The 20,130-nt window shown below is 67.9% G+C and carries 20 protein-coding genes; 10 read left to right on the top strand and 10 right to left on the bottom strand.

Going from position 1 to position 20,130, the window contains the following annotated elements:
- Positions 1-221: 221 nt before the first annotated feature.
- Entirely contained in the window at positions 222-1,466 is a 1,245-nt protein-coding gene (locus tag AB0F88_RS23005; protein ID WP_362687411.1) for a xylan 1,4-beta-xylosidase, read from the top strand.
- On the opposite strand, the gene AB0F88_RS23000 is transcribed toward AB0F88_RS23005, so the two are convergent.
- From AB0F88_RS23000 to AB0F88_RS22990, 3 genes are all read right to left on the bottom strand, one after another.
- Positions 1,438-1,764 carry an alcohol dehydrogenase catalytic domain-containing protein gene (locus AB0F88_RS23000; RefSeq protein WP_362687408.1) on the bottom strand — a complete coding sequence of 109 codons (327 nt, stop codon included), beginning with the start codon at positions 1,762-1,764 and terminating at the stop codon, positions 1,438-1,440. The two genes, AB0F88_RS23005 and AB0F88_RS23000, sit on opposite strands and share 29 nt — an antisense overlap.
- A gap of 218 nt (positions 1,765-1,982) precedes the next feature.
- A complete protein-coding gene (locus AB0F88_RS22995; RefSeq protein WP_362687405.1) occupies positions 1,983-2,183 on the bottom strand; it encodes a hypothetical protein in 201 nt (66 codons plus the stop codon).
- A complete protein-coding gene (locus AB0F88_RS22990) occupies positions 2,176-2,544 on the bottom strand; it encodes an rRNA adenine N-6-methyltransferase family protein (RefSeq protein ID WP_362687402.1) in 369 nt (122 codons plus the stop codon). The genes AB0F88_RS22995 and AB0F88_RS22990 overlap by 8 nt, the downstream gene beginning before the upstream one ends.
- 598 nt (positions 2,545-3,142) lie before the next feature.
- Here AB0F88_RS22990 and AB0F88_RS22985 point away from each other — a divergent pair.
- The 4 genes from AB0F88_RS22985 (at position 3,143) to AB0F88_RS22970 (ending at position 6,589) form a co-directional block, all read left to right on the top strand.
- The gene (locus tag AB0F88_RS22985) at positions 3,143-3,568 is read left to right on the top strand and encodes a CHRD domain-containing protein (protein WP_362687399.1); all 426 of its coding nucleotides are present in this window, start codon (positions 3,143-3,145) and stop codon (positions 3,566-3,568) included.
- A gap of 151 nt (positions 3,569-3,719) precedes the next feature.
- Positions 3,720-4,382 carry a hemerythrin domain-containing protein gene (locus AB0F88_RS22980; RefSeq protein WP_362687396.1) on the top strand — a complete coding sequence of 221 codons (663 nt, stop codon included), beginning with the start codon at positions 3,720-3,722 and terminating at the stop codon, positions 4,380-4,382.
- A gap of 1,210 nt (positions 4,383-5,592) precedes the next feature.
- Positions 5,593-6,135 (top strand): CHRD domain-containing protein, encoded by a 543-nt coding sequence (locus AB0F88_RS22975; RefSeq protein ID WP_362687393.1) that lies wholly within the window; start codon positions 5,593-5,595, stop codon positions 6,133-6,135.
- 205 nt (positions 6,136-6,340) lie between these two features.
- Positions 6,341-6,589, top strand: coding sequence for a hypothetical protein (locus AB0F88_RS22970; RefSeq protein WP_362687390.1), 249 nt, complete (start codon positions 6,341-6,343; stop codon positions 6,587-6,589).
- A gap of 149 nt (positions 6,590-6,738) precedes the next feature.
- Here AB0F88_RS22970 and AB0F88_RS22965 read toward each other — a convergent pair whose 3' ends face one another.
- On the bottom strand, positions 6,739-7,194 hold the full coding sequence (locus AB0F88_RS22965) for a Rieske (2Fe-2S) protein (protein ID WP_362687387.1): 456 nt from the start codon (positions 7,192-7,194) through the stop codon (positions 6,739-6,741).
- Positions 7,195-7,983: 789 nt separating this feature from the next.
- On the opposite strand from AB0F88_RS22965, the gene AB0F88_RS22960 reads away from it, so the two are divergent.
- The 5 genes from AB0F88_RS22960 (at position 7,984) to AB0F88_RS22940 (ending at position 12,156) form a co-directional block, all read left to right on the top strand.
- Entirely contained in the window at positions 7,984-8,157 is a 174-nt protein-coding gene (locus AB0F88_RS22960; RefSeq protein WP_362687384.1) for a hypothetical protein, read from the top strand.
- Positions 8,158-8,273: 116 nt separating this feature from the next.
- Positions 8,274-8,945, top strand: a complete 672-nt coding sequence (locus AB0F88_RS22955; protein WP_362687381.1) for an IS3 family transposase — start codon at positions 8,274-8,276, stop codon at positions 8,943-8,945.
- 113 nt (positions 8,946-9,058) lie between these two features.
- Positions 9,059-10,123, top strand: a complete 1,065-nt coding sequence (locus tag AB0F88_RS22950) for a mannosyltransferase family protein (RefSeq protein WP_362687378.1) — start codon at positions 9,059-9,061, stop codon at positions 10,121-10,123.
- A 287-nt stretch (positions 10,124-10,410) separates the two neighbouring features.
- Positions 10,411-10,575 carry a hypothetical protein gene (locus AB0F88_RS22945; RefSeq protein ID WP_362687375.1) on the top strand — a complete coding sequence of 55 codons (165 nt, stop codon included), beginning with the start codon at positions 10,411-10,413 and terminating at the stop codon, positions 10,573-10,575.
- Between the two features lie 615 nt (positions 10,576-11,190).
- The gene (locus tag AB0F88_RS22940; RefSeq protein ID WP_362687373.1) at positions 11,191-12,156 is read left to right on the top strand and encodes a sigma-70 family RNA polymerase sigma factor; all 966 of its coding nucleotides are present in this window, start codon (positions 11,191-11,193) and stop codon (positions 12,154-12,156) included.
- A gap of 191 nt (positions 12,157-12,347) precedes the next feature.
- Here the strand turns inward: AB0F88_RS22940 and AB0F88_RS22935 are convergent, their stop codons facing one another.
- The 6 genes from AB0F88_RS22935 to AB0F88_RS22910 form a co-directional block, all read right to left on the bottom strand.
- Positions 12,348-12,611 carry a hypothetical protein gene (locus AB0F88_RS22935; RefSeq protein WP_362687371.1) on the bottom strand — a complete coding sequence of 88 codons (264 nt, stop codon included), beginning with the start codon at positions 12,609-12,611 and terminating at the stop codon, positions 12,348-12,350.
- Positions 12,612-12,667: 56 nt separating this feature from the next.
- Positions 12,668-13,891, bottom strand: a complete 1,224-nt coding sequence (locus AB0F88_RS22930; RefSeq protein ID WP_362687369.1) for a DUF418 domain-containing protein — start codon at positions 13,889-13,891, stop codon at positions 12,668-12,670.
- Between the two features lie 106 nt (positions 13,892-13,997).
- On the bottom strand, positions 13,998-17,147 hold the full coding sequence (locus AB0F88_RS22925) for a hypothetical protein (RefSeq protein WP_362687367.1): 3,150 nt from the start codon (positions 17,145-17,147) through the stop codon (positions 13,998-14,000).
- 278 nt (positions 17,148-17,425) lie between these two features.
- Complete coding sequence (locus AB0F88_RS22920; RefSeq protein ID WP_362687365.1) at positions 17,426-18,229, bottom strand: polysaccharide deacetylase family protein; 804 nt, start codon at positions 18,227-18,229, stop codon at positions 17,426-17,428.
- A complete protein-coding gene (locus tag AB0F88_RS22915; protein ID WP_362687364.1) occupies positions 18,226-19,176 on the bottom strand; it encodes a glycosyltransferase family 2 protein in 951 nt (316 codons plus the stop codon). Before AB0F88_RS22915 ends, AB0F88_RS22920 begins: the two co-directional genes overlap by 4 nt.
- A gap of 2 nt (positions 19,177-19,178) precedes the next feature.
- Complete coding sequence (locus AB0F88_RS22910) at positions 19,179-20,009, bottom strand: glycosyltransferase family 2 protein (RefSeq protein WP_362687362.1); 831 nt, start codon at positions 20,007-20,009, stop codon at positions 19,179-19,181.
- Positions 20,010-20,130 lie beyond the last annotated feature (121 nt).

Here is a 20,130-nt window from a genome sequence, read left to right as displayed (position 1 = left end):
CTGTGAACCATGCCGGGGCACCGTCACGTCCGACGCCGCTATGGAACGCTACATTCGTTGACCTGCGAGGATTGAGGAAATCGGTGATACCGACTAACGGACGGCACCAGCGACGGCGCCCGGCCTGGCCGGTCGCACTGGGAGCGTTGGTCGTGACGGCGGCACTCGTGGTCGGCATCATCGCCTATGCCGCCAAGCCGGACGTTCCGCGCGGACAAACCATGACAATGGCCCCAACGCAGGCGGCGCCCGTGCTGGAAGCGCCCCCCGTCGTCCAGGACTGGCCGCGCTGGGGCATCACCCACACGGAGTTCAGCGCGGACAACGAGGGCGGCGAGGTCACCGAGGCCGCCTCCCACATGCTCAGCCGGGTCCCGATGCTGCAGAACCAGCACATCATGGGCTGGGGCGCGGGCAACCCCGAACCGGCGCCGGGCAGGAACGACTTCCGCGACCTCGACCGCCGGATCAGGTTCATGTCCGGCTCGCAGTCCATCCCGATCATCACGCTGTGCTGCTCGCCGGACTGGATGAAGGGCGGCAGCTCGGGCAGGACCGACTGGACGCAGCTGGAGACCGCGCCGCGGCCCGAGCACTTCGACGACTACGCCAAGCTCGCCGTGACCGTCGCCAGGCGCTATCCCACCGTCAAGCACTTCATGGTGTGGAACGAGCTGAAGGGCTTCTGGAACACGGCCCAGAACCGCTGGGACATCGAGGGCTACACCGAGTTCTACAACAAGGTCTACGACGCGCTGAAGGCCGTCGACAAGGACATCAAGGTCGGCGGTCCCTACGTGTCGGTCGGCAGCACCAGCACCCCCGAGCGGGGGGCGGAGATCCAGGGACCGTGGGGGAGCATCGTCCAGCGCGACCTGGAGGCGGTCGAGTACTGGATCGAGAACAAGAAGGGCGCCGACTTCATCGTCGTCGACGGCGCCTCGGTGACCAAGGAGGCCGGGGCCTTCCCCGACGAGTTCACCGCCCTGGGCAAGTTCGGCGCCCTCACCCGATGGCTCCGGGAGAAGAGCGGCGACCTGCCGGTCTGGTGGGCCGAGTGGTACGTCGAGCCCATGAACAGCGACTGGGAGGAGGATCACCGCATCGCCGTCCACACGGCCGCGATGATGGAGTTCGCCACCAGCGGCGTCACCACCTCGCTCTTCTGGAACCCCCAGCGCAAGTCCACCGGTGACGACCAGGCCTGCCCCGGCTGCCTGTGGCACCCGACCACCGGCGTCGAGATGCCCATGGCGGGCATCCTGAGCGGCTTCACCAAGTGGTTCCCCGTCGGGGTCCCGCTGGAGGCGGTGACCTCCTCCAACGCGCAGGTGCGGGTCCTGGCCCAGGAGCGCCAGCTCGTGATGGTCAACACCACCGCCGCGGACGCCGTCACCGTCGTGGACGGCAAGCAGTTCCAGCTCAAGCCGTACGAGGTCAGGTGGAGCGAGCGCGCGGGAGCCTGACGACGCCCCAGACCGCCGCCGCCTCGCCCGGACGCGTGGCCGCCGCGGCGGTCACGGCCGCCCGGTCGGTCACTCCCGCGCCGAGGACGTCCACCACGCCGGCCACCTCGTGGCCGAGTGTCACCACGTCGCCTTTCAGCAGCTTGGGCGGGAGCGTGCCGTCGGCGAGGTGCACGTCGGACAGGCACACACCGGCCGCGCGCACCTCGACGCGGACCTGCCCTGGACCGGGCTCAGGCACCGGCACCTTCTCCATGCGCACTTCACGGGAGGGGATGTGGAGCCGGGCTGCGAGCATCTCGGCCATGGTTTTCGCATCAGCCGGACAGATCAGGGCCCGAGCTGACTGTCTGGTCGTACAGCGGCTGGAACCCGAACCGGCGGGACACGCCGTCGCCGATCCGTCCGGGGCCGGCCCGGCCAGGAAAGAGAACTTCAAGATGCCGCGTCCATGGTCATGCCGACACTGGAGATCGCACCATCAAGGGATCTGCGTACGAATACATACAAGTGAGCTCACAGACGACGAGGTCGACGTCGTCCGATGGCCGCGCGGCGTTGGTGCCGGGTCGGCGTGAAGAACCCATCGGGGGCGACGAACCGTCCGGCGGCGCTGCCGTCCTCCGCCACCCGCAGGTGGGCGAACATAGCCGCTCCGGTGTCGCCGATCATCGGCGTGGTGATCGTGTCCCGCCCGCGCGGACCTGTTTCACCCACGCCGGAGGGATCGTCCGTACGAGGCACGTGGCGATGAGCCGGTCGTAGGGTGCCCGGTCGGGTGGCCGGTCAGCTCGTCCCCGTGCGCGAGGGTGGGAAGGTAGTCGATCAGGGTGAGTGCTGTTCCGGCCCGGTCGGCGGCCACCGGGTCGTCCTCGACCGAGGTGATGGCGCTGGTGCCCAGCCGATAGCACAGGAGTGCCGTGGAGTAGCCGGTGCCGGTGCCGATTTCCAGCACTTTGTCGCCCGCGGAGATGCCGGCGGTGTCGAGTAACCGCACGATCATGCTCGGCAAGGTGGAGAACGTCGACCGTTCGGCTGCCCTCGGGCTGGGCGCGGCTTCCTCGGCCAGGGCGTTCATTCGACGTGTTCCTTCCAGGAGCGTGTCTGCTGAGACGGAGCGTCGGAGCGGGGAATCCACCGTCCGGCGGGCGGCCGACCGGGCCGTCCCTCGCCCGGAGGACGGACACCTGAAGTGAGGTCACTCAGCGGTGCCCGGCCAGTCGGCGGCTGCGCTCCGATCGGGACGAGGTTGTACTTTCCGATAATGAATGTCGTCGATTCCGGAGTTTTGTGAATTCAAAAAGGGCATGGAGGCCGTCCTTGTGATACCGGGTGGCCTCAGGTCAGGTGTCCGGACTACGGGGGGAGACTTTCTCGCTTAATGCGAAGACGATCGCTTTCTGCGGCACTGGCGGAGACTATACGATAGATAGATCATTTCGGGCAGAACGTTCTTTGTGATCATTTTCGCGACGCCGTATCCGCTGGTCAAGCGTAGTGACGGGCGTGATGACGAGGATGGTCGACGGCTCATGCCGTCGGTCTCCGAACGGCCCGAGAGGCCGTGTGGCACTTATCACACGACTTGTGTAAATAAATTGCGTGAGTGCCGATATTGTCATCCTTGCTGTCTGTGGTGACAAAGCAGACCTTGGAGCGGCGGAAAGGGTTGCGACATGCATGGGGAGGCGAATCTCGTGGCAGCGGGTGGCCGGGGGAGTGGTGGCTGGTGCGCTCGCGGTGGCGGCTGTCGGCACGCTGATCGCCGCGCCCGCCGGCGCGGCGCCTCTGTCCAGCACGCACGGTCACGCCCACACGGCTCAGACGGCCGGTTCTCCTACCTCGTCGCCTGGCGCAAGACCGGCGGGCCGACTGCCTTCCACATCCACCGGGGCAGGGCTGGGGCGAACGGCCCCGTGGTCATCAACCTGCTGGCCAAGGGCGACGTCCGCGGCAACTTCGCGCGCGGTTCAGTCCTGGTCAAAGGCGGCCTGCTCAGAGACATCAGGAACGACCCCAGGAAGTGGTACGCCGACCTGCACACCGCCCACTCCCCCGACGGCGCGCTGCGTGGCCAGTTGCGCATCGGTGACCGCCGGTAACTCGCTCGCTGGACCAAACTCACACGTTCATTTCTGCGGCGTGAAGGGCTGATCTCGGCTGCCCGGCGAGCAGGTTTCGGCAACTACCCATAATATCTTTTGTCCGAAATGTCCATAAAAATCACTTAATGGGGTCGCAGTGAGCCAGCCCATGGCCGACGTACGTGACATGTTCATGGTGCACACGATGATGCGCCGGGAGTTCGAGCTCCTCCCTCAGCTCGTCCGCGACGTAGCTTCAGGTGACACCAAACGCTCCGCGGTCGTCGCGGCACATGCCGAGCGGATTTCTCGCGTCCTGCATCTGCACCATGAGGGAGAGGACATTGTTCTCTGGCCACTCCTTCTGGAACGCGGCGGTGCACAGGCCTCGGCCATCGTGCCGACGATGGAGGAGCAGCACCACGGAATCGAGGCCGCCCTTCATGACGTGGAGACGCTGCTGCCGGTATGGAAGTCCACAGCCCAAAACGGCGCGAACCTCGCCGCGGCCTTCGAGGTACTGCTCGACCGGCTGCTGAAGCACATGGTCCTGGAAGAGGAGGAGATCCTTCCTCTCGCAGAAAAAGTCGTCACCGCCGCCGAATGGGCCCAACTCGGCGAGCATAGCCTCTCAAATAGCTCTAAAAAGGACCTGCCGCTCGTCCTCGGCATGACCATGTACGAGGGCGATCCCGAAGTGGTCGAGGAGGTCCTCTCCCGCGCGCCGCTCATGGTCCGGCTGATCATGCCGCTGGTGGCCCCGCGCCTGTACGCCTCGCATGCCAAGCGCATCTACGGCACCGCCACCCCGCCTCGTGTCGGCCGACGGTGAGGTAGCCGGAGACGCCCTGTCACCAGGTGAGGTTCCCCCGTGTGGCGGACACCCTGAGGTCAGGTCACTCAGCGGTGGGAGACGGCTGGCGGGGACTTTCGAACGGGACGTACCTGTACGTACCGAGATTGCGATGCCGCCGGTATGGACTGGACTATTCATTGTTCCATGGGCGACGACATCGGCCGGTTCTCGGGTTGTCCGCACCTCGGCATCGACGACTCTCGGCCGCATCAATCTGCGGAATTAATTGACCGCATTTCCGTCGGACGTATCCAGCTTCTCCCTCGAATCACTCCAGCTGTATTCCGCAAACGCCTGCCGTAAGCCAGGAACGTATGTTGCGTGCCGTCGCCGGAATGCTGAACCGTCGAGCATGCTCCGGCCCTCCGATGGGCCGCATCGCTTATTCCTTCCCTGCGGATTAGCGTTCGGCTCGAAGCCGACGCACCAGCCGATGACGCGTGGGGAATGGGCGTCCACGACCGGCGGCGCAGAATGCCCGCCCATTCTCGGCCGGATATTCCTGGGCGGAGGCCGGGCAGAGTCGATGGGTGCTTCGACATCGGAAGTGCCGCTGCGCCAGGCCTGCCTTGACGATCGTGTCATCCAAGGTGTGGCGGCCCTCGCGCCCGCCGAAGCACAGCAGGTCAGCCGTGCGTCTAAGCCGTTCGACGCCGTGGCGACCGTCCCCTTCGCCCGGCCCGGGCAGCCATGCAGAGCGCACGCGCGGACTGTCGTGACGGCGCGCGAGCTCGACTGCGCTGTGACGGAAATCGGTAAATAGAGCAAAGGATAAAAGACACCCTTCTTGATAAGTGACCTCAGGCCACATGTCCGGGAAACGGGGGAAGGCTTTCTCGTCGCTTGCGCAGCGTTATGACGAAAGGATGGCTCTCCGGGGGCGTCGGCGGAGATCGTGGCGCCCCAAATGATCATCGCATGGGTGGGGATGCTCCTTTCTTTTTTCGGGAGCGCGAGCGATTGAGGTAGGCCGCATGAGCTGCGGAGATGGAATCATCCACATAAGCCGTGTGGCACCGATCACACCCCTTATGTGAATTTACACGCAGAACTAGCGCTAGTGTCACCTGTGCTGTCGACAGTGACGAAAGAGACCTCAAGAACAGCCGGGAAAGGGATGGTAATGAACACGCACAAGCCGACGAACAACGGACGGACGTCGTGGGGGAGCGGGCTCGGTAATGCCGTGGCGGCAGGAGCGGTCACGGCACTCGCCGCCGGCACGCTGATCGCCACGCCCGCGGTCGCTGCTTCCCCGGGGGCCATCGTCGCCACGCACAGCTACGCTCACTCCAGCCAGGCCGCGTCCACCTCGGCCCATGCCCAGTCGACCGGTTCGAGCAGGAAGTACTACTTCTCCGCTGCGCTGTTCGGCAGGAACGAAGTACGCGAACCGGGTAAGAAGGTCAACGACCGGGATGGCGTGGCTGTCGCCAAGTTCCGGATCAGCGGCAACCGCTTCCACTACATCGTGCAGTGGCGGAACACCGGCAGGCCGACCGCCTTCCACATCCACAGGGGCAAGGCGGGAGTGAACGGCCCCGTCGTCATTGACCTGCTGTCCAACGGGCGCATCCGCGGCAACACCGCTGCCGGCTCCGTCAGTGTCAAGAGCAGCCTGCTCAGAGACATCAAGGCCAAGCCGAAGAACTGGTACGCCAACTTGCACACCCGCCAGTTCCCGGACGGCGCGGTGCGTGGCCAGCTCCACACGGGCAGCCGCTGGTAGGTCGCTCGGCGCCGGGGCATTCCACCTCCTGGTGGAATGCCCCGGCGCACAGAAGATCGACCGCTTTGACCTTGCAGGACAGGGAAAACAGCTGGCCGGCTGTGGTCGCCGTTGTCGCAACAGATCGCGGCGGCTCATGCCACCCAGCTGTGGGTGGTGGCGCTCGGCGGCCTGGGACCAGGCTTCGAGAAAGGACCACCGCCTCGTGAACGGCCTCGGGGACGGCCGCGGGAACGGCCGCCGTGCGCTCGAGGCGGCCATGCGCGACCGGATCGGCCAGGAGTGCCTCCACGTGCCGTCCGCCAGGTTCGGCCTGCTGCCGGCGCTGCGCCACTGGTTCAAGCGCGGCGACAGGGTGCTGATCTCGCCGACGAACTGCGAGACGGTGCTGTTCGTCGTGCTCGCCGGAGGGGCCGAAAACGCGCCGTCTTCGCCATCGGCAACTCCGCACTGACCGTCATCTGGCACCTGCTCCCCGATCCCGAGGCCCGCTTCATCGACCTGGGGCCCGACTTCTACCGATGCCGCCTGCCCGCTGACGCACCGATTTTCGAGCCAGGCGATACGGTTCACAGGTGGCGACGCAGAGGAGGCCTGCCGGGTTCAGGCGAGCGAGATGGTGTCGCCGTCGATCCTGATCTCCACCTCGGGTAGCGGCTTGGTGGCCGGGCCGCCCATGACCTTGCCGTCGAGCCAGAACATGCTGCCGTGGCACGGACAGTTGATCATTCCGGAGGAGACGTCGGACACGGTGCATCCCTTGTGGGTGCAGACGGCGCTGAAGGCTCGGAACTTGCCCGCGGTGGGCTGGACGACGACGATCTTCTGGTCCGGGAAGACCTTGCCGCCCTCCTTGGGGATGTCGGAAGTCTTCGCGAGGACGGTGCTGCTCCGCGTGGCGGCCGGCGTAGCGGTGTCGGCGGCGGAGGTTTCAGCGGTCCCTGCGGGGGAGTGGCCGGTATGGCCGGTGCCGGTACAGGCGGCCAGGACGGTCATCAAGCCGGCGCCGCCCGCGCCCACGATGGCGGCGCGGCGAGAGGTGCCCGCCACTGCGTTCATCACGGGCTGTTCCTCCCACTGATCATCGGTCACGCGGGGCGCCTGGCATCCCTGAACAGGCATCGTGCACATACATTCGCCTTCCGATGATCCCCGTGCCGTTGGTCACGGCGCAGGCTGGCTCAGCGTGGTGCCGTAACGGCCGGGGGAGTTGCAGACAGTCGTGTAGGGGCTCGTGCGAAGACGTCGCCCAGCCGGCGGCCTCTGAGTGAACCCGTGAGGAGCTTGCCGGAGTACCGGCGAAGACGACCACGTACTTTTCCATACATTTTTCGGCAACCGGCATACCGGGTAGGGCACGGACCACCGCGGACGTGGCCGGATGGCTGAGCATCCTTGGACACGGCCCCGGCGCCGAGGACGCCCTTCAGGAAGTTGCCCTGATCGCGTTGCACCGGATCGGGGATCTCCGTGGTCCAGCCGCCCTGAAGCCGTAGCTGCGGGCGATCGTCCGCGACGCCTGCCTGATGCAGATGCGCGTCGTGAGGTATCCCCTTCCCGGACGTCGAGTCGCCGGTTCTCCCTCGCCGTGAGCCCGGCACGGACGAACTGCTGCACCATACGTCCTGCGCGACTGGGTCTGGCACGCCTTGGGCCACTGGAAGCGGGTCGCGTCCACAGGGTCGGGCTGTTCCATCCACGGCCCCGACGAGGGCCCTGCGAATTGGGGAGCCGGAAATCGAACTTTCGGGCTGATCGATACATCTTGACTGCGTCATGTCCCACGGCGAGCGCACCGGCGACCCGGGGACGTCCCGAGGACACCCAGCAGGGAAGATCATGCGGCAAGTGGAACAGACCGCTCTGGTCGAAGGCGCCGAGGCGGAGTTCATGTACCGGTACGAGTCGAGCGCGCCGCCGTCAGTGCGGACCCGGCTCGGAATCAACCTGGACCTGGCGGCCCGACGCCACCGACCGGCCGACGTGATCGCGCGGCCGCGCGCGGCCGTTTCTCCGGCTTGATCAGCCGATCCCGGGTTTCGTCTTCCCACGGATCCGTGAGTTCAGCGGCCGTTTCTCCGTGCTCTCCGGACACGTGACCCGAAGCCACTTCCAATCATCAGGAAAGGACGTCCTCCATGCCCTCTCCGCATCCTCCCGAGTTCCGTCGCCGCGCCATCGAGCTCGCGCGCCAAGGCGACAAACCACTCCTTCGGCTCGCCAAAGACCTGGGCATCAGCCGCTCGTGCCTGCAGAACTGGCTAAAACAGGATGAGGCCGACACAAAATCCAGAAACGGCAGTCGGCTGGCCAGCGAGACCAAGAAGAGAATCGCCGAGCTCGACCGTCGCAACAAGCAGCTGCAGAAAGAGAACGACATTCTCCAGCGGGCGGCGCGCCTGGTCCTGGGAAAGGGCTCCGCAGGAGCGATCTATGCACTGGTCCACGAGCTCGCCGACGACGATATTCCGGTCGCGCGAGCCTGCCGCGTACTCCGGGTATCGACATCGGGATATTACGACTGGCTCAAGCGGCCCGAGTCGCCACGTGAACTCCGCAACAGACAACTCACGCAGATGATCCGTCGGATCCACGCCGACTCGCGCGGCAGCTACGGTTCACCGCGCATCTATGCCCACTTACGGCTCCAGCTGGGCGAGAAGGTCAACCATAAGCGCGTCGAACGGCTCACGCGCGAGGCCGGTCTGCAGGTCGTCCACCACCGCAAGCCTGTCGACCAGGACAGTGGCGACAGCGTCGTACAGCGCCGCACCGCAACCGAGGCTCCCGCCCGGGACGGGAAGGTATGAGGGCCGAGTCGAACGGAGTCTCGGTCCTCCCGCCCGCTGCAGCACCCGCTGACAGCGGGGCGGACGTCGGCGAGGACACTCCTGACCCGGTTCCCGCCGGCTCCCGCATCTCGATGATCACCAGCTCCGTCCACCGGGACGCGCTGCTCCTCTGGTTCGGCTCGCGGGCGGGCATCCTGGTCGCCACGCTGCTCGGAGTGGTGCTCGGCGAGTATGTGGACAAGTGGCGCCAGTGGGACGTCGTGCTGTTCACCACGATCGCCGAGTACGGCTACGAGGGCGATCCCGGCAAGCCTCCCGACCCCGGGCTGCCCGCCTTCTTTCCCGGGTTGTCGCTCCTGCTGCGGCTGGTCCACCTCGTGGTACCTGACTGGACGGCGGCAGGGCTGCTGATCTCGCTGGTCGCCGGGGCGGTGGCGATGGTGGCGCTGGCCCGGCTGGCCGAGATGGAGGGCGCCTCGGGGTGGATGGCGGTGCTGGCGCTGCTGCTCTTCCCGACGGCGGTGTTCCTGGCGGCGGGCTACAGCGAGTCGCTCTTCCTCGCCTTGGCGATCCCCGCCTGGCTGGCCGCCAGGCAGGACCGCTGGCCACAGGCCGCCCTACTGGCCGCGGGAGCCTCCTGCGTGCGCATCACGGGGCTGTTCCTGGCGCTCGCGCTGATCGTGGAGTTCTGCCTCCGGAGGCGGTCGCCCCGGCGCGCGGGCTGGCTGTTGCTGCCGCTGGTCCCGCCGGTGGCCTACTCCGCCTACCACTACAGCAGGTCGGGCGACTGGCTGGCCTGGAAGCACGCGCAGGAGGCCGGTTGGGGCCGCACGTTCGCCTGGCCGTGGGAGGCGTGGGAGACGTCCTGGCGCGAGGCCATGGGCTCCGGCGACTTCGCGGTGGGGTTCCGGATGGAGATCGTCGGCGCGGTGGTGGCCGTCTGCGTGCTGGTCTGCCTGCTCCTCCTGCGCAGGTGGAGCGAGGCCGTCTACGTGGGAGCACAGGGCGCCGCCCTGCTGACCTCGGCGTACTACCTGTCGATTCCGCGCTCGCTGCTGCTCTACTTCCCGCTGTGGGTGCTGGTCGCCAAGGTCGCGACCAGGAGACCGTGGGTGATGGCGCTGTACGCGCTGCTTCTCGGGCCGCTCATGCTGCTCCATTCCGCCCTGTTCCTCAGCGGAGGCTGGGCGGGGTGACGGACGAGCTTGGGGCCCGCCTCTCACACCACGGAGCACGGCACGCACGATCCGATCACAGCGCGGGCCCCCACAGGAGCAGATGAGGAGCACGATGACGACGCGTACCGCGGGGTAGCGGCTGCGCGCCCGCATCGCCATCGCCGTCAACTCCCGCCGGTCCGACGCTCGCGCCATGGCCTGCGTCGCGACTATCGGCCGCGTGGACACGACGGAGATCACCCTCCGGGAGGGTGGCATCTGGGCGAGCATGTACCGGCACAAGATCTACACCCGGAGGGGACCACATGATCTTCTGGGAGCTCGTCGACCGCTACACCGTTCCGGTTGAGCGGCAGATCGTCCTGCCCCCGGATGGCGTCGGCCAGACGGTGCGCGTGTACACCCCGAGTACGAGCGCCGCCGTCTGGGCACGGATGAGGTTCCCCCGTAGCACGGGCACCAAAGGTTAGGTCACCCGGTGGTTTCTGAGGGCAGGTAGAGGCTCTCGAACATGACGGGGCTGTGCATTCCGATGCTGGAATGGCGTCTTACTTCCTCTTGTATGGCCCGCGCGGCCTTCTTGATGGCCTTGAACCGTTTGTACTTGTTGCGGATCCAGCGCACCAGGTAGGAATTGATGCGTATCAGGAGTGAACGAATCTCCGATCGGCATAACCGACCGCATTAGTTCATCCAGCCGACAACGATCGGATCGATCGCGCGGGCGACCTATGTAATGGTGAGACCGATCCACCGGTGAATCCGCCGGCGGTGGATCTCCCGACCGATCTTCTTCAGGGCTTCCTCGCCGATGGCAGGGAGGAACGTCCAGAATCTGGTGCCATTCGGTCCCCGCGCTTCGCGCTGCCGGAAGCCGGACGTCATCACCGAGGTGGCGGGACGGTTCGGTCGCGCGGGTGCGTACTTCTCCATACTCCGGGAGGAATCTCATCGCCTGCTCTGCGCAGGGTCGAAAATAGATCGCCTTTGACCCAGTGCGATGGCCGGGAGTTCTGTCTGCCCTCCTGCGAAGCAAGATCGGTGGACGTCCGCCGCAGTCATGCCGTGTCAGTAGCCTGAACGACATGGGAAACGCCATGGTCACAGACGTTGACCTCGTCCATGAAGCTCAATCCGGCAACGTCGGCTCGCTCGGTTTGTTGCTGGCCAGGCACCAGGCGGACATGCGGGCGGTGGCGTTGAGCATTCTCGGATGCGGCCCCGATGCCGAGGACGCCCTTCAGGAAGCCGTCCTGATCGCGTTGCGCCGTATCGGGGATCTCCGCGATCCCGCCGCCCTGGCGCCGTGGCTGAGGGCGATCGTACGCAATTCCTGCCGGATGCAGCTTCGCGCCACGACGCCGATACCGGTCGAGGACGTCGAGGCGCTGGTCTTTCCCCGCGGTGAGCCCGATCTGGAGGAAATGCTGGATGGTCACGCCCTGAGGGACTGGGTCTGGCACGCTCTTGACGAGCTGTCACCCCGCCTGCGTCTGGTGACGATGTTGCGCTACTTCACCGCGGCCACCGCCTACGAGCACATCGCGCAGTTGTGTGATGTCCCGGTCGGCACGGTGCGGAGCCGGCTCAGCCAGGCGCGGGCCAAGCTGTCGGAGGCGTTGCTGACGACGGCCAGCCTGACTCACGACGACGTGGCCATCCAGGAGAGGAGGCGCCGCAGGGAGGCAGAGGACACTTTGCGGGCCGCCCGGTGTGGCTCGTTCGCGGAGGCGCTGACGGATCTCTGCTCGCCTGCGGTGGAGGTCACCACGATGAAGCGCAAACGCATCCAGGGTATCGACTGGTTGCTGAGGACGATGGACCGCGACCTCGACGCCGGCGTGCAGCAGAATTCCGCCAACGTTGTGATCGGCCGTGACGTGGTCATCTGGGAGAACAGCCTCATCAACCCGCCTGATGATCGTTTTGATTGCCCGCCCGTCGTCATCTGGGTGAACTTTCTGCAGGCAGACCGTGTCCGTGAGATCCGGTTGTTCCACCCGCACCGTGACGAGAACGTCCCGTGCCGATGCTGCCACGGCCGTCGGTGACGACCACAGTGGGGTACCGGGGAGTGAGCACTTCGGCGAAGACGAGTCCGCGTGCGGCTCCGACCCGAAGATTAAGGAAGCGATCGGCCGGTACGTGCTGATAAGAGGCGCCTGCCGGGCTCCTTGACGTGACGGGCCGTTCGGTTGCTGCTCAAGCCCCGTTTCGCGGCTGAAGCCCGCGCGGCCAGCGGTCAGATGCCGAGGGTCCGCTTGAGCGCGGCAAGGCCGTCGGCGTAGATGCCGTGGAACAGCTCGATGGTCTCTTCGTCGGTGGCGCCCCTCGGTGTGAAGGTGCCTGACCATTCCACCCGCGCGTGCTCGGCGTCCGTGCCTCCGTGCACCGTGATGTCCACGCCCTGATCGGCGGCGGTGGGCATAAGACGTTGCAGGGCGCGGGCCCGGTCGAACGCCTCCAGCCATTCGTCGCCCCAGAAGTCCTGGGAGATGTCGTGCACCCAGACGAAGTCGAGGCGGTCGGTGCGCAGGTGGAAAGGGGAGAACCACCAGCCGCCTAGGTGTCGCCGCCCGGGGAACGGGCGGGCCTGCGCCGGTTGGTGAACCAGCGCAGCAGCCACTCCACCGGCCCGTAGCGGTGGCGGCGCAGCCACCACCGGCTCCAGACGGCCTGCGCCGCGAAGATGCCGACGCCGATCGACACCACACGGAACGGGCTGACCTGGTCGACCAGGCTCAGCCCGTAGCCGGTGAAGATCAGCGAGCTGATCAGCGACTGCCCCAGATAGTTCGTCAGCGCCAGCCTGCCGGGCGCCGCGAGCGCCCCGGCCAGCCGCGGCGCCGCGGGCAGCAGGCGCAGCAGGGTCGCGGCGTAGGCCGCGGCCAGCAGTGGCGCGGTGACCAGGTTCACCGTCTGGCCGACCATGTGGTACGCGTGGCCGCCCCCCGACCAGGTCGAGTGCGCGTAGACCAGCGCCCCGGCGAGCCCCGCGGTGAACCCCGCCCACTGCAGCCGCCGCAGCGTGGCCGTGTGCCCCGACAGGTCGGTCAGCAGCCGCAGCTTGCCCAGGGCCAGCCCGACCAGGCACGCGGCGAGCACCGTGGGTCCCTGGAAGAAGACCCGCAACACGAAGATCTTGGCGAGCTTGTGCAGATGCTCGTTGATGATCATTGACGCGGAGCCGTGCAGGGCCCGGTCCGACACGGCGGCCTGCGCCGCGCTCTCCGACACGGCCTCGGAGGCGTCGGTGCCCAGCGCCGCCAGCACGGCCAGCAGCAGCACCCCCACGGCCAGCGCCACCGTCAGCGCGAGCGCGGCGATCATCGCGGTGCGCGGGGTGATCCGCCGCACCGCCAGCAGGACCAGCCCCACGATCGCGTACGTCGCCAGGATGTCGCCGGGGAACAGCAGGATCCCGTGGGCCAGGCCGAGCAGGAACAGCCCGCCCAGGCGGCGCAGGAACCGGGGGACGAAAGCCGCCCCCGACCTGTGGGCCGAGTCGATCTGGAGGGTGAAGCTGTAGCCGAACAGGAAGGCGAACAGCAGATAGAACTTGTTCTCGAAGAGCACCGAGACGACCCAGCGCACCTCCCAGTCGAGCGGCGCGGAGAACGACGGCGCCGCCAGCCCCGCCATCCGGTATCCCGAGGCGAGATAGGTGATGTTGACCACCACGATGCCGAACAGCGCGAAACCGCGTAGCGCGTCGACCGCCGCGATCCGCCGCCCTGTGACCTCGGTGGAGGCCCCCGCCCGGCCACGGGGTTCTCCTGCGAGCATCTGACCGTCCTTCGAGCAGCTTTCGAGCCGTACGCCCCCCGGCGAACGGTGCTCAGTATGGCGCGCGCGCCGGTCGTCCGCCGGGAGACTTTGTCCTTTACGGAGGTCAGGACCCGATGACGATGAACCTCTCCACGATCACCCCTACGGCCAGCACGAACGCGGGCACCGCGACGAACAGGATGCGCCTCCTCGTCCTGGACGCCTGATCGCGGCCCCGCAGGCGGACCACCTCGTAGCCGAACAGCGCGATCCACGTCACGCCCAGCGCGCCCAGGCCGATCGGCGTCCACGGAGAGGTCGGGTCGCTGCCGCCGGTCGGCGCCCCCGGCTCGGGGATCTCGGCCCCCTCGGGGTAGGTCTTGAGCGTGTAGACGGCGGCGTCCTCGCCGTTGAAGACCCGCTTGAGCTCCTTGTGGGCGTCGAGCGCGGCGCGGAACCTCGGCGCCCAGTCCGTCGGGAAGCCGTGGTTGAGCTGCAGGTATCCGGCCTGCCCCCGGGTGGCCACCAGGTAGGTGTTGGGCGGCGACACCCGGAGCTTGTCGATCACCGTGGAGAGCAGGGCCGGGTTCTTGTCCACCAGCACCTGCTGGTAGGAGATCTTGTCGAAGTCGCGTTCGCCCCACGGGATGCTCGGGGTGACCTCCTCGCCGACCACCGGGACCAGGTAGAGGACACGGGCGCTCGGCTTGTCGTGGTCGTAGACGTAGTGCATCGCCGCGACCTCGCTGGCGGAGACCCGCTCGAACTGCTCGTTGCCGTACCGGGCGACGAGGAAGACCATCGCCAGCACCATGGCGCACCCGGCGGCGAGCAGCAGCGAGATCCGCCGCGTCAGCTCCGGGTTGAACCGGATGTTGCGCCTGCGGATCGGCACCGTCTCCTCCGGCGCGTCCTCGGTGCCCGCCGGGAGGTTCGGGAAGAAGGCGTACGCGGCCAGGATGCAGGCGCCCGGCAGCGCGAACAGGTAGATGCGCAGGCCGATCTCGCCGCCGTAGTTCTGCAGGCCGAGGGCGAGCACCGGGATGCACAGCAGCAGCAGGGCCGCGCGGTCGCCGACGCCGCGCCGCAGGCGGCGGAACAGGCCGGCGGCGGCCAGCGTCAGGATGACGCCGCAGATGCCCAGGCGGGCCATCAGGACGAGCGCGTGCTTGGGGTCGCTGCCGTCGATCCGGTCGCCGGTGTTGCTCTGCAGGTTCTCCAGGATCCGGCCCAGACCGCCGAAGAGCTGGTCGATGTGCCCGCTCCAGAAGGCGACCGTCTGGTAGCTGATCCACGCCAGCACCATCAGGCCCAGGAAGAAGGGCAGCCCCCAGCTGAGCGAGGAGCGCCGCAGCAGGATCAGGCCGGTCAGCGCGCCGAGCATCATGAACGGCGTGATCTGGTGCGAGGCCGTCGCGGTCGCGAACAGGCCGATCAGCACGATCAGCATGATGGTCCGGTCGTAGACGCCGGTGGAGTGCGGCAGCTCGCCCGGCGTCAGCCCGTCCAGGCGGGCCAGCAGCCGCCGGACGAAGCCCTTGGCCGGCATCGGTTTCTCGCGGGGCTCCACCTTGCCGAACCAGCGCAGCACGATCGCCACGAAGGCCAGGTAGATCGCGTACGTGAAGCCCTGGGAGGAGAAGTAGTCCTGGCCGATCCACTGCACGATGACGAACAGCAGCGCGGCGAACCAGCGGGCCCGGGTGGTGGCGACGACCTGGCGCAGGATCAGCACGAACGGCAGGAGGTAGAGCAGGTTCGACAGCAGCGGCGTCCACCGCATGATCGTCGTCAGGTCGGTGACCCCGGCGGCCTTCGTGATGAACCCCACCAGCGCGAAGAACCCCGGCCACGCCAGGCGGGCGTCGAGAAGGGCGGAGGACTCGCCGGTGCGGTTGATGTACTCCACGAAGCCCGCGTGGACGTAGGCCGTGTGGAACCTGGCCTCGTCCTCGATCAGGGCGGCCGCCCCGTGCAGGGCGAAGGTTATCGCCGCGATCTGGAAGAGCAGCAGGAACTTGCGGTCGGTGTTCTGTGCGATCGTGACGAAGAACGCGACGAGCATCAGCAGGATCGCGGCGAACGCGGTCGGCGGCATGGCCGAGATCAGGCCGACACCGTCGATGTCGTTCAGGTCGACGCCCCGCAGCGGGCCCGGCGCGACGCGCAGGGCCAGCACGTACATGATCAGACCCTCGATGGTGAGGAGCGGCGGCAGCCACACCATGGCCGACTGCATCAAGGCCTGCAGGCGCGAGGGCCTGGCGGCGGGCGTCGCGGCCGGAGCCCCGGGGGCGGCCGCGGACGGAGGCATGGCGCTGGTCGCCGGTGCCGCCTTCCCCGATCCCCTCCCGGCTCCCTTTCCCGTCCCGGAACCCGTTCCCGAGCTCCTCTGCGTGCCCTGTGGGGCCTGGTGGGCCGCCGGGGTTTCTGTGACCTCGGCGAGGGGCTCGGAGACTTCCAGGGGCCGCCTGGGCGCCCCGGCGGACTCCCGGGGGTCAGCGGGCTGCGAGGGCTGTGAGAACCCGGAGGATTCCGCGACCGGCGGGGGCGCCGAGGGTTCGGAGGGTTCGGAGGACCTCCGAGGGGTGGGGGCGGGCTTGAGGAGTGGCGCGGCCCGCCCTGGCAGGCGCATCTCCGCCGTGGTCTCGAACCTGCCCTCGTCCTCGTCCTCGTCCTCGTCCTCGGTGGGCGCGGGCGGGGCCTCGGCCGTCTCGGCCGCATCGTCCTCGGAAACGCCGGCCGGGGGCGGGGCGAGCGGGCGGAGGGGGAGCCTGATGACGGCGGTGACCTCCGGGTCGTCGCCGTAGACACTGTCATCCGGCGCGTCGTCCGCGTCGTCCGCGTCGTCCGCGTCGTCCGTGTCCTCTGAGGCGTCCGAGTCCGAGGCGTCCGCCTCGGCCGCGGTGTCCGCCTCGTCTGAGGTGTCCGCGGTATCCGCGGTGTCCGTGTCCGGCGGCGTGCCGTCACCGGCCGCGTCGTCGCGCGGGTCGCCCCCCGAAGCCTCCCCGCCGTCGGACGTCTCGTCGCCGGGACGCCCGCCGTACGGACTCCCGCCGGGCGGCCCGCCGTCGGACGTCTCGCCGCCCGGAGCCTCGCCCTCGGCGATCTCGTCGTCCGGGAGCGCGCCGGGAGCCTCGTCGTCAGGCGCTTCGAAGGGCGCCGTGCCGGTGGACTCGCCGTCGGACCCGGCCCGGGTTCCGTCCGAAGGCGCGGGGTGGGTGGGATCGATCTCCCCGACCTCGGCGGTCTCCGCCGCCCCCGTCGTCGTCACGTCATTACCTGCCCGTTGCCTCACGTCTAACATCATGGCGGCTACGCGGACCAGGGTGTGACGAGTCACCGCGGAGATCCGTCATGTCCGGGCGCTTCGCGTAGACCGTTGAGAAGCGGTACAGCGGCCGTTTTCCGGCCGGGAGGCCCCTCTCCCGACGCCTCCGCTCCCGGGGGAAGGGGCGCCGGACGGAGCGAGGACCGCCGGTCACACCGGGTCGGCCACCGGTGCGCGACCCGCCCCGCGGATCGCGCGTCCTCCGGAGCGTACCCGGCCGTTCAGGCCTGGCCGCGCACCTTGCGCAGACCGTATCTCGTGCGCCTGACGACGGCGTAACCCTTCGTCAGCATGCGTTCCCTCATATAGATCAGCGGGACCTGGTTTCCCTCGACCGCCCGGCTGAACATCCTCATCGACGTGCCCTCGGCGACGGTCAGGCGCGGCAGCGCGAGCACGTCGTGCCGGTCGGCGGCGATGGCGTTGTTCACCGCGCAGGCGGCCCAGTATCCGGCCTTCCTGACCTCGCGCCGCACACGCACGCTGGAGTAGCCGTACGGATAGGCCATCGTCGAGACCAGGGAACCGATCTTGTCCTCCAGCAGGGCCTTGTTGCGCCGCAGCTCCTGGCGGAGCTCGTCGTCGGGCAGCTGGTCGAGCTGGGGATGGCTGTGGCTGTGCCCGCCGATCTCCATGCCGCACGAGGCGGCCTCGCGGGCCTGGCTCCACGACAGCATCGTGTCGAGGGGCCTGCCCGCCGCGTCCTTGCCCGCGTCGCGGACCCACCCGCTGGTCAGGAAGACCGTCGCGGGGAAGTCGTAGCGTTCGAGCAGGGGCAGCGCCTCGCTGTGGAAGTCGGCGTACCCGTCGTCGAAGGTCACCACGACCGGCCGCTCCGGGATGGAGCGGCCGTTGTTGTTGTGCAGCGAGGCGACCAGGTCGGCCACCGTCAGCGGCGTGAAGCCGTTCTCCTTCAGGTAGGCCAGCTGCTCGGCGAAGGCCGAGGGGCGTACCGCCAGCGGCTTCGTCTCGGCGTTGGGCCGGTCGGAGACCGAGTGGTACATGAGGATCGGTACGCGGATCATGACGGACGCACCCGCTTCAGTTTCAGTCGAAGGGAGCCGACGATGTAACCCCAGGTCGTCCAGGCGAGGCCGACGACGATCGCCCCGGCCCTGCCGAGGCCGGACACGTCGCCCCGCAGTGCCTCGCCGACCCCGCGCAGCGCGCCCAGCGGCAGCGCCTTCAGCGCGTGGGCCCGCTCGCTCGACAGCCCGTCGCCCGCTCCCACGCTCTGGGCGACCAGTGCCTTGGACAGGCCCTCGGCGAAACAGCGCGAGCGGAAGTAGGCGAACGTCGAGCGTACGGGCGGCACCTTGTGGCCGATCACCGCGGCCGGTTCGAACAGCATTCCCGACCCCGGCATCCGCTGCGAGAGCCGGATGCAGAACTCGGTCTCCTCACAGCCCAGCGGGCGGGGTTTGCGCCCCTGCACGCTGCGCCCGATGCCGGTGTGGAACCCGCCGACACCGCCGATGACCTCCCTGCGGAAGGCCGCGTTGCCGCCCATGACGTTGCGGATCCTGGCCCGTTCCGTGGGCATGCCGAGATAGCTGCACCCCACGGTCCAGTCGAACTCGTGGGGATACCAGCCGGGCCGGTGCCCGATGCCCCACAGCGGCCTGGTCAGCCCGCCCACCCCCACGATGGTCGGGTCCTGGAAGCCCTCCTCCAGTGCTTCCAGCCAGCCAGGCTCCGCGACGGCGTCGTCGTCCAGATACGCCACGATGTCGCCGGAGGCGGTCGCCGCGCCGGTGTTCTTGCCACCGGACAGCCCCTTCTCCTGAGCGTTCTCCACCACGATCGCGCCGGGATACTCCTTCTTGAGCCTCAGGTGAAGATCCGGGTTGTAGTCGACAACAAGGATGATCTCGTGTGGCTCGCGTGTCTGGTTCTCGACCGACTCGACGGCCGCCCGGATGTCATCCCAGCGGTCCTCGGTGTAGACGCAGATGACGACACTGCTTCTCATGGCTACGCGGCGCCCTGATCGGCGGCCGGGGTGGCGGCGGCCGGCTCGTGAACGACGGGAGCGGGGTTGCTCCGCCACTCGCGGATGATGGTCTTCAGCACCCGGATGCCGTCGCGGACGGCGTGCAGGTTGCTCTCGCCGTGGATGCGGCAGCGCTCGTGGCTGGGGACCTCGTGAACCTTGAGCCCGGCCTTGGCGGCGCGGACGTTCATCAGGGTCTCGATCTCGAAGCCGTCGCAGTCGAGGTTGAGGACGTCGAGGTGGCGGGCCCAGAAGGCGTTGTAGCCGTAGCACAGGTCGGTGTAGCTGGTGCCGTACATCCGGTTGACCAGCGCGGTCAGCGACTTGTTGCCGAACTTGCGGATGAACGTCAGGTCGTCGCTGCCGCCGCCGGAGGCGTAGCGCGAGCCCTTGACGAAGTCGGCGCCGGTGACCAGCGCGCCCACGAACTGGATGATCTCGCGGCCGTCCGTCGACCCGTCGGCGTCGATCATCACGATGATGTCGCCGCTGCACGCGGCGAACCCGGCCGACAGCGCGTCGCCCTTGCCCTTGCCGGTCTGGTGCACCACGCGGACGTTGGGGCGCAGCCTCCTGGCCACGGCGACGGTGTCGTCCTTCGAGTTGCCGTCGACCAGGACGATCTCGTCGATCCACTGCGGCAGGGTCGCGAAGACGTGCGGAAGGTTCTCCGCCTCGTTCATGGCGGGGACGACGACGCTGACGGTGGGGGAGATCGCCATGTTGGGGGTGATCGGTGTGAACCGCTCGATGGGTGGCACCGCCCTCAGCGGTGGCTTGTTGTTGTAGTGCTTGGTGATCTCGGGACTCATTGTGACGGATGTCCTTCCGGGCGGTCGGTCGTCAGGGGCGACTGGCGGACGGACCCGGGGCCATCGCCGACCGTAACGACCGGCGGAAACGGCGAATGCGATGAGGGATGCATGCGAGGGT

This window comes from Streptosporangium sp. NPDC023963 (assembly GCF_040639135.1).
Classification (GTDB): Bacteria; Actinomycetota; Actinomycetes; order Streptosporangiales; family Streptosporangiaceae; genus Streptosporangium.
The sequence above is the reverse complement of the archived record's forward strand: the minus strand, read 5'-3'. Positions and strand labels throughout refer to the sequence as shown.

Excerpts from the sequence above, each read along its gene's own strand:
- AB0F88_RS23005 (WP_362687411.1), top strand. The coding sequence starts at position 222 with ATGACAATGGCCCCAACGCAGGCGGCGCCCGTGCTGGAAGCGCCCCCC.
- AB0F88_RS23000 (WP_362687408.1), bottom strand. The coding sequence starts at position 1,764 with ATGCTCGCAGCCCGGCTCCACATCCCCTCCCGTGAAGTGCGCATGGAG.
- AB0F88_RS22990 (WP_362687402.1), bottom strand. The coding sequence starts at position 2,544 with ATGAACGCCCTGGCCGAGGAAGCCGCGCCCAGCCCGAGGGCAGCCGAA.
- AB0F88_RS22985 (WP_362687399.1), top strand. The coding sequence starts at position 3,143 with ATGCATGGGGAGGCGAATCTCGTGGCAGCGGGTGGCCGGGGGAGTGGT.
- AB0F88_RS22980 (WP_362687396.1), top strand. The coding sequence starts at position 3,720 with ATGGCCGACGTACGTGACATGTTCATGGTGCACACGATGATGCGCCGG.
- AB0F88_RS22965 (WP_362687387.1), bottom strand. The coding sequence starts at position 7,194 with ATGAACGCAGTGGCGGGCACCTCTCGCCGCGCCGCCATCGTGGGCGCG.
- AB0F88_RS22955 (WP_362687381.1), top strand. The coding sequence starts at position 8,274 with ATGCCCTCTCCGCATCCTCCCGAGTTCCGTCGCCGCGCCATCGAGCTC.
- AB0F88_RS22950 (WP_362687378.1), top strand. The coding sequence starts at position 9,059 with ATGATCACCAGCTCCGTCCACCGGGACGCGCTGCTCCTCTGGTTCGGC.
- AB0F88_RS22945 (WP_362687375.1), top strand. The coding sequence starts at position 10,411 with ATGATCTTCTGGGAGCTCGTCGACCGCTACACCGTTCCGGTTGAGCGG.
- AB0F88_RS22940 (WP_362687373.1), top strand. The coding sequence starts at position 11,191 with ATGGGAAACGCCATGGTCACAGACGTTGACCTCGTCCATGAAGCTCAA.
- AB0F88_RS22930 (WP_362687369.1), bottom strand. The coding sequence starts at position 13,891 with ATGCTCGCAGGAGAACCCCGTGGCCGGGCGGGGGCCTCCACCGAGGTC.
- AB0F88_RS22920 (WP_362687365.1), bottom strand. The coding sequence starts at position 18,229 with ATGATCCGCGTACCGATCCTCATGTACCACTCGGTCTCCGACCGGCCC.
- AB0F88_RS22915 (WP_362687364.1), bottom strand. The coding sequence starts at position 19,176 with ATGAGAAGCAGTGTCGTCATCTGCGTCTACACCGAGGACCGCTGGGAT.
- AB0F88_RS22910 (WP_362687362.1), bottom strand. The coding sequence starts at position 20,009 with ATGAGTCCCGAGATCACCAAGCACTACAACAACAAGCCACCGCTGAGG.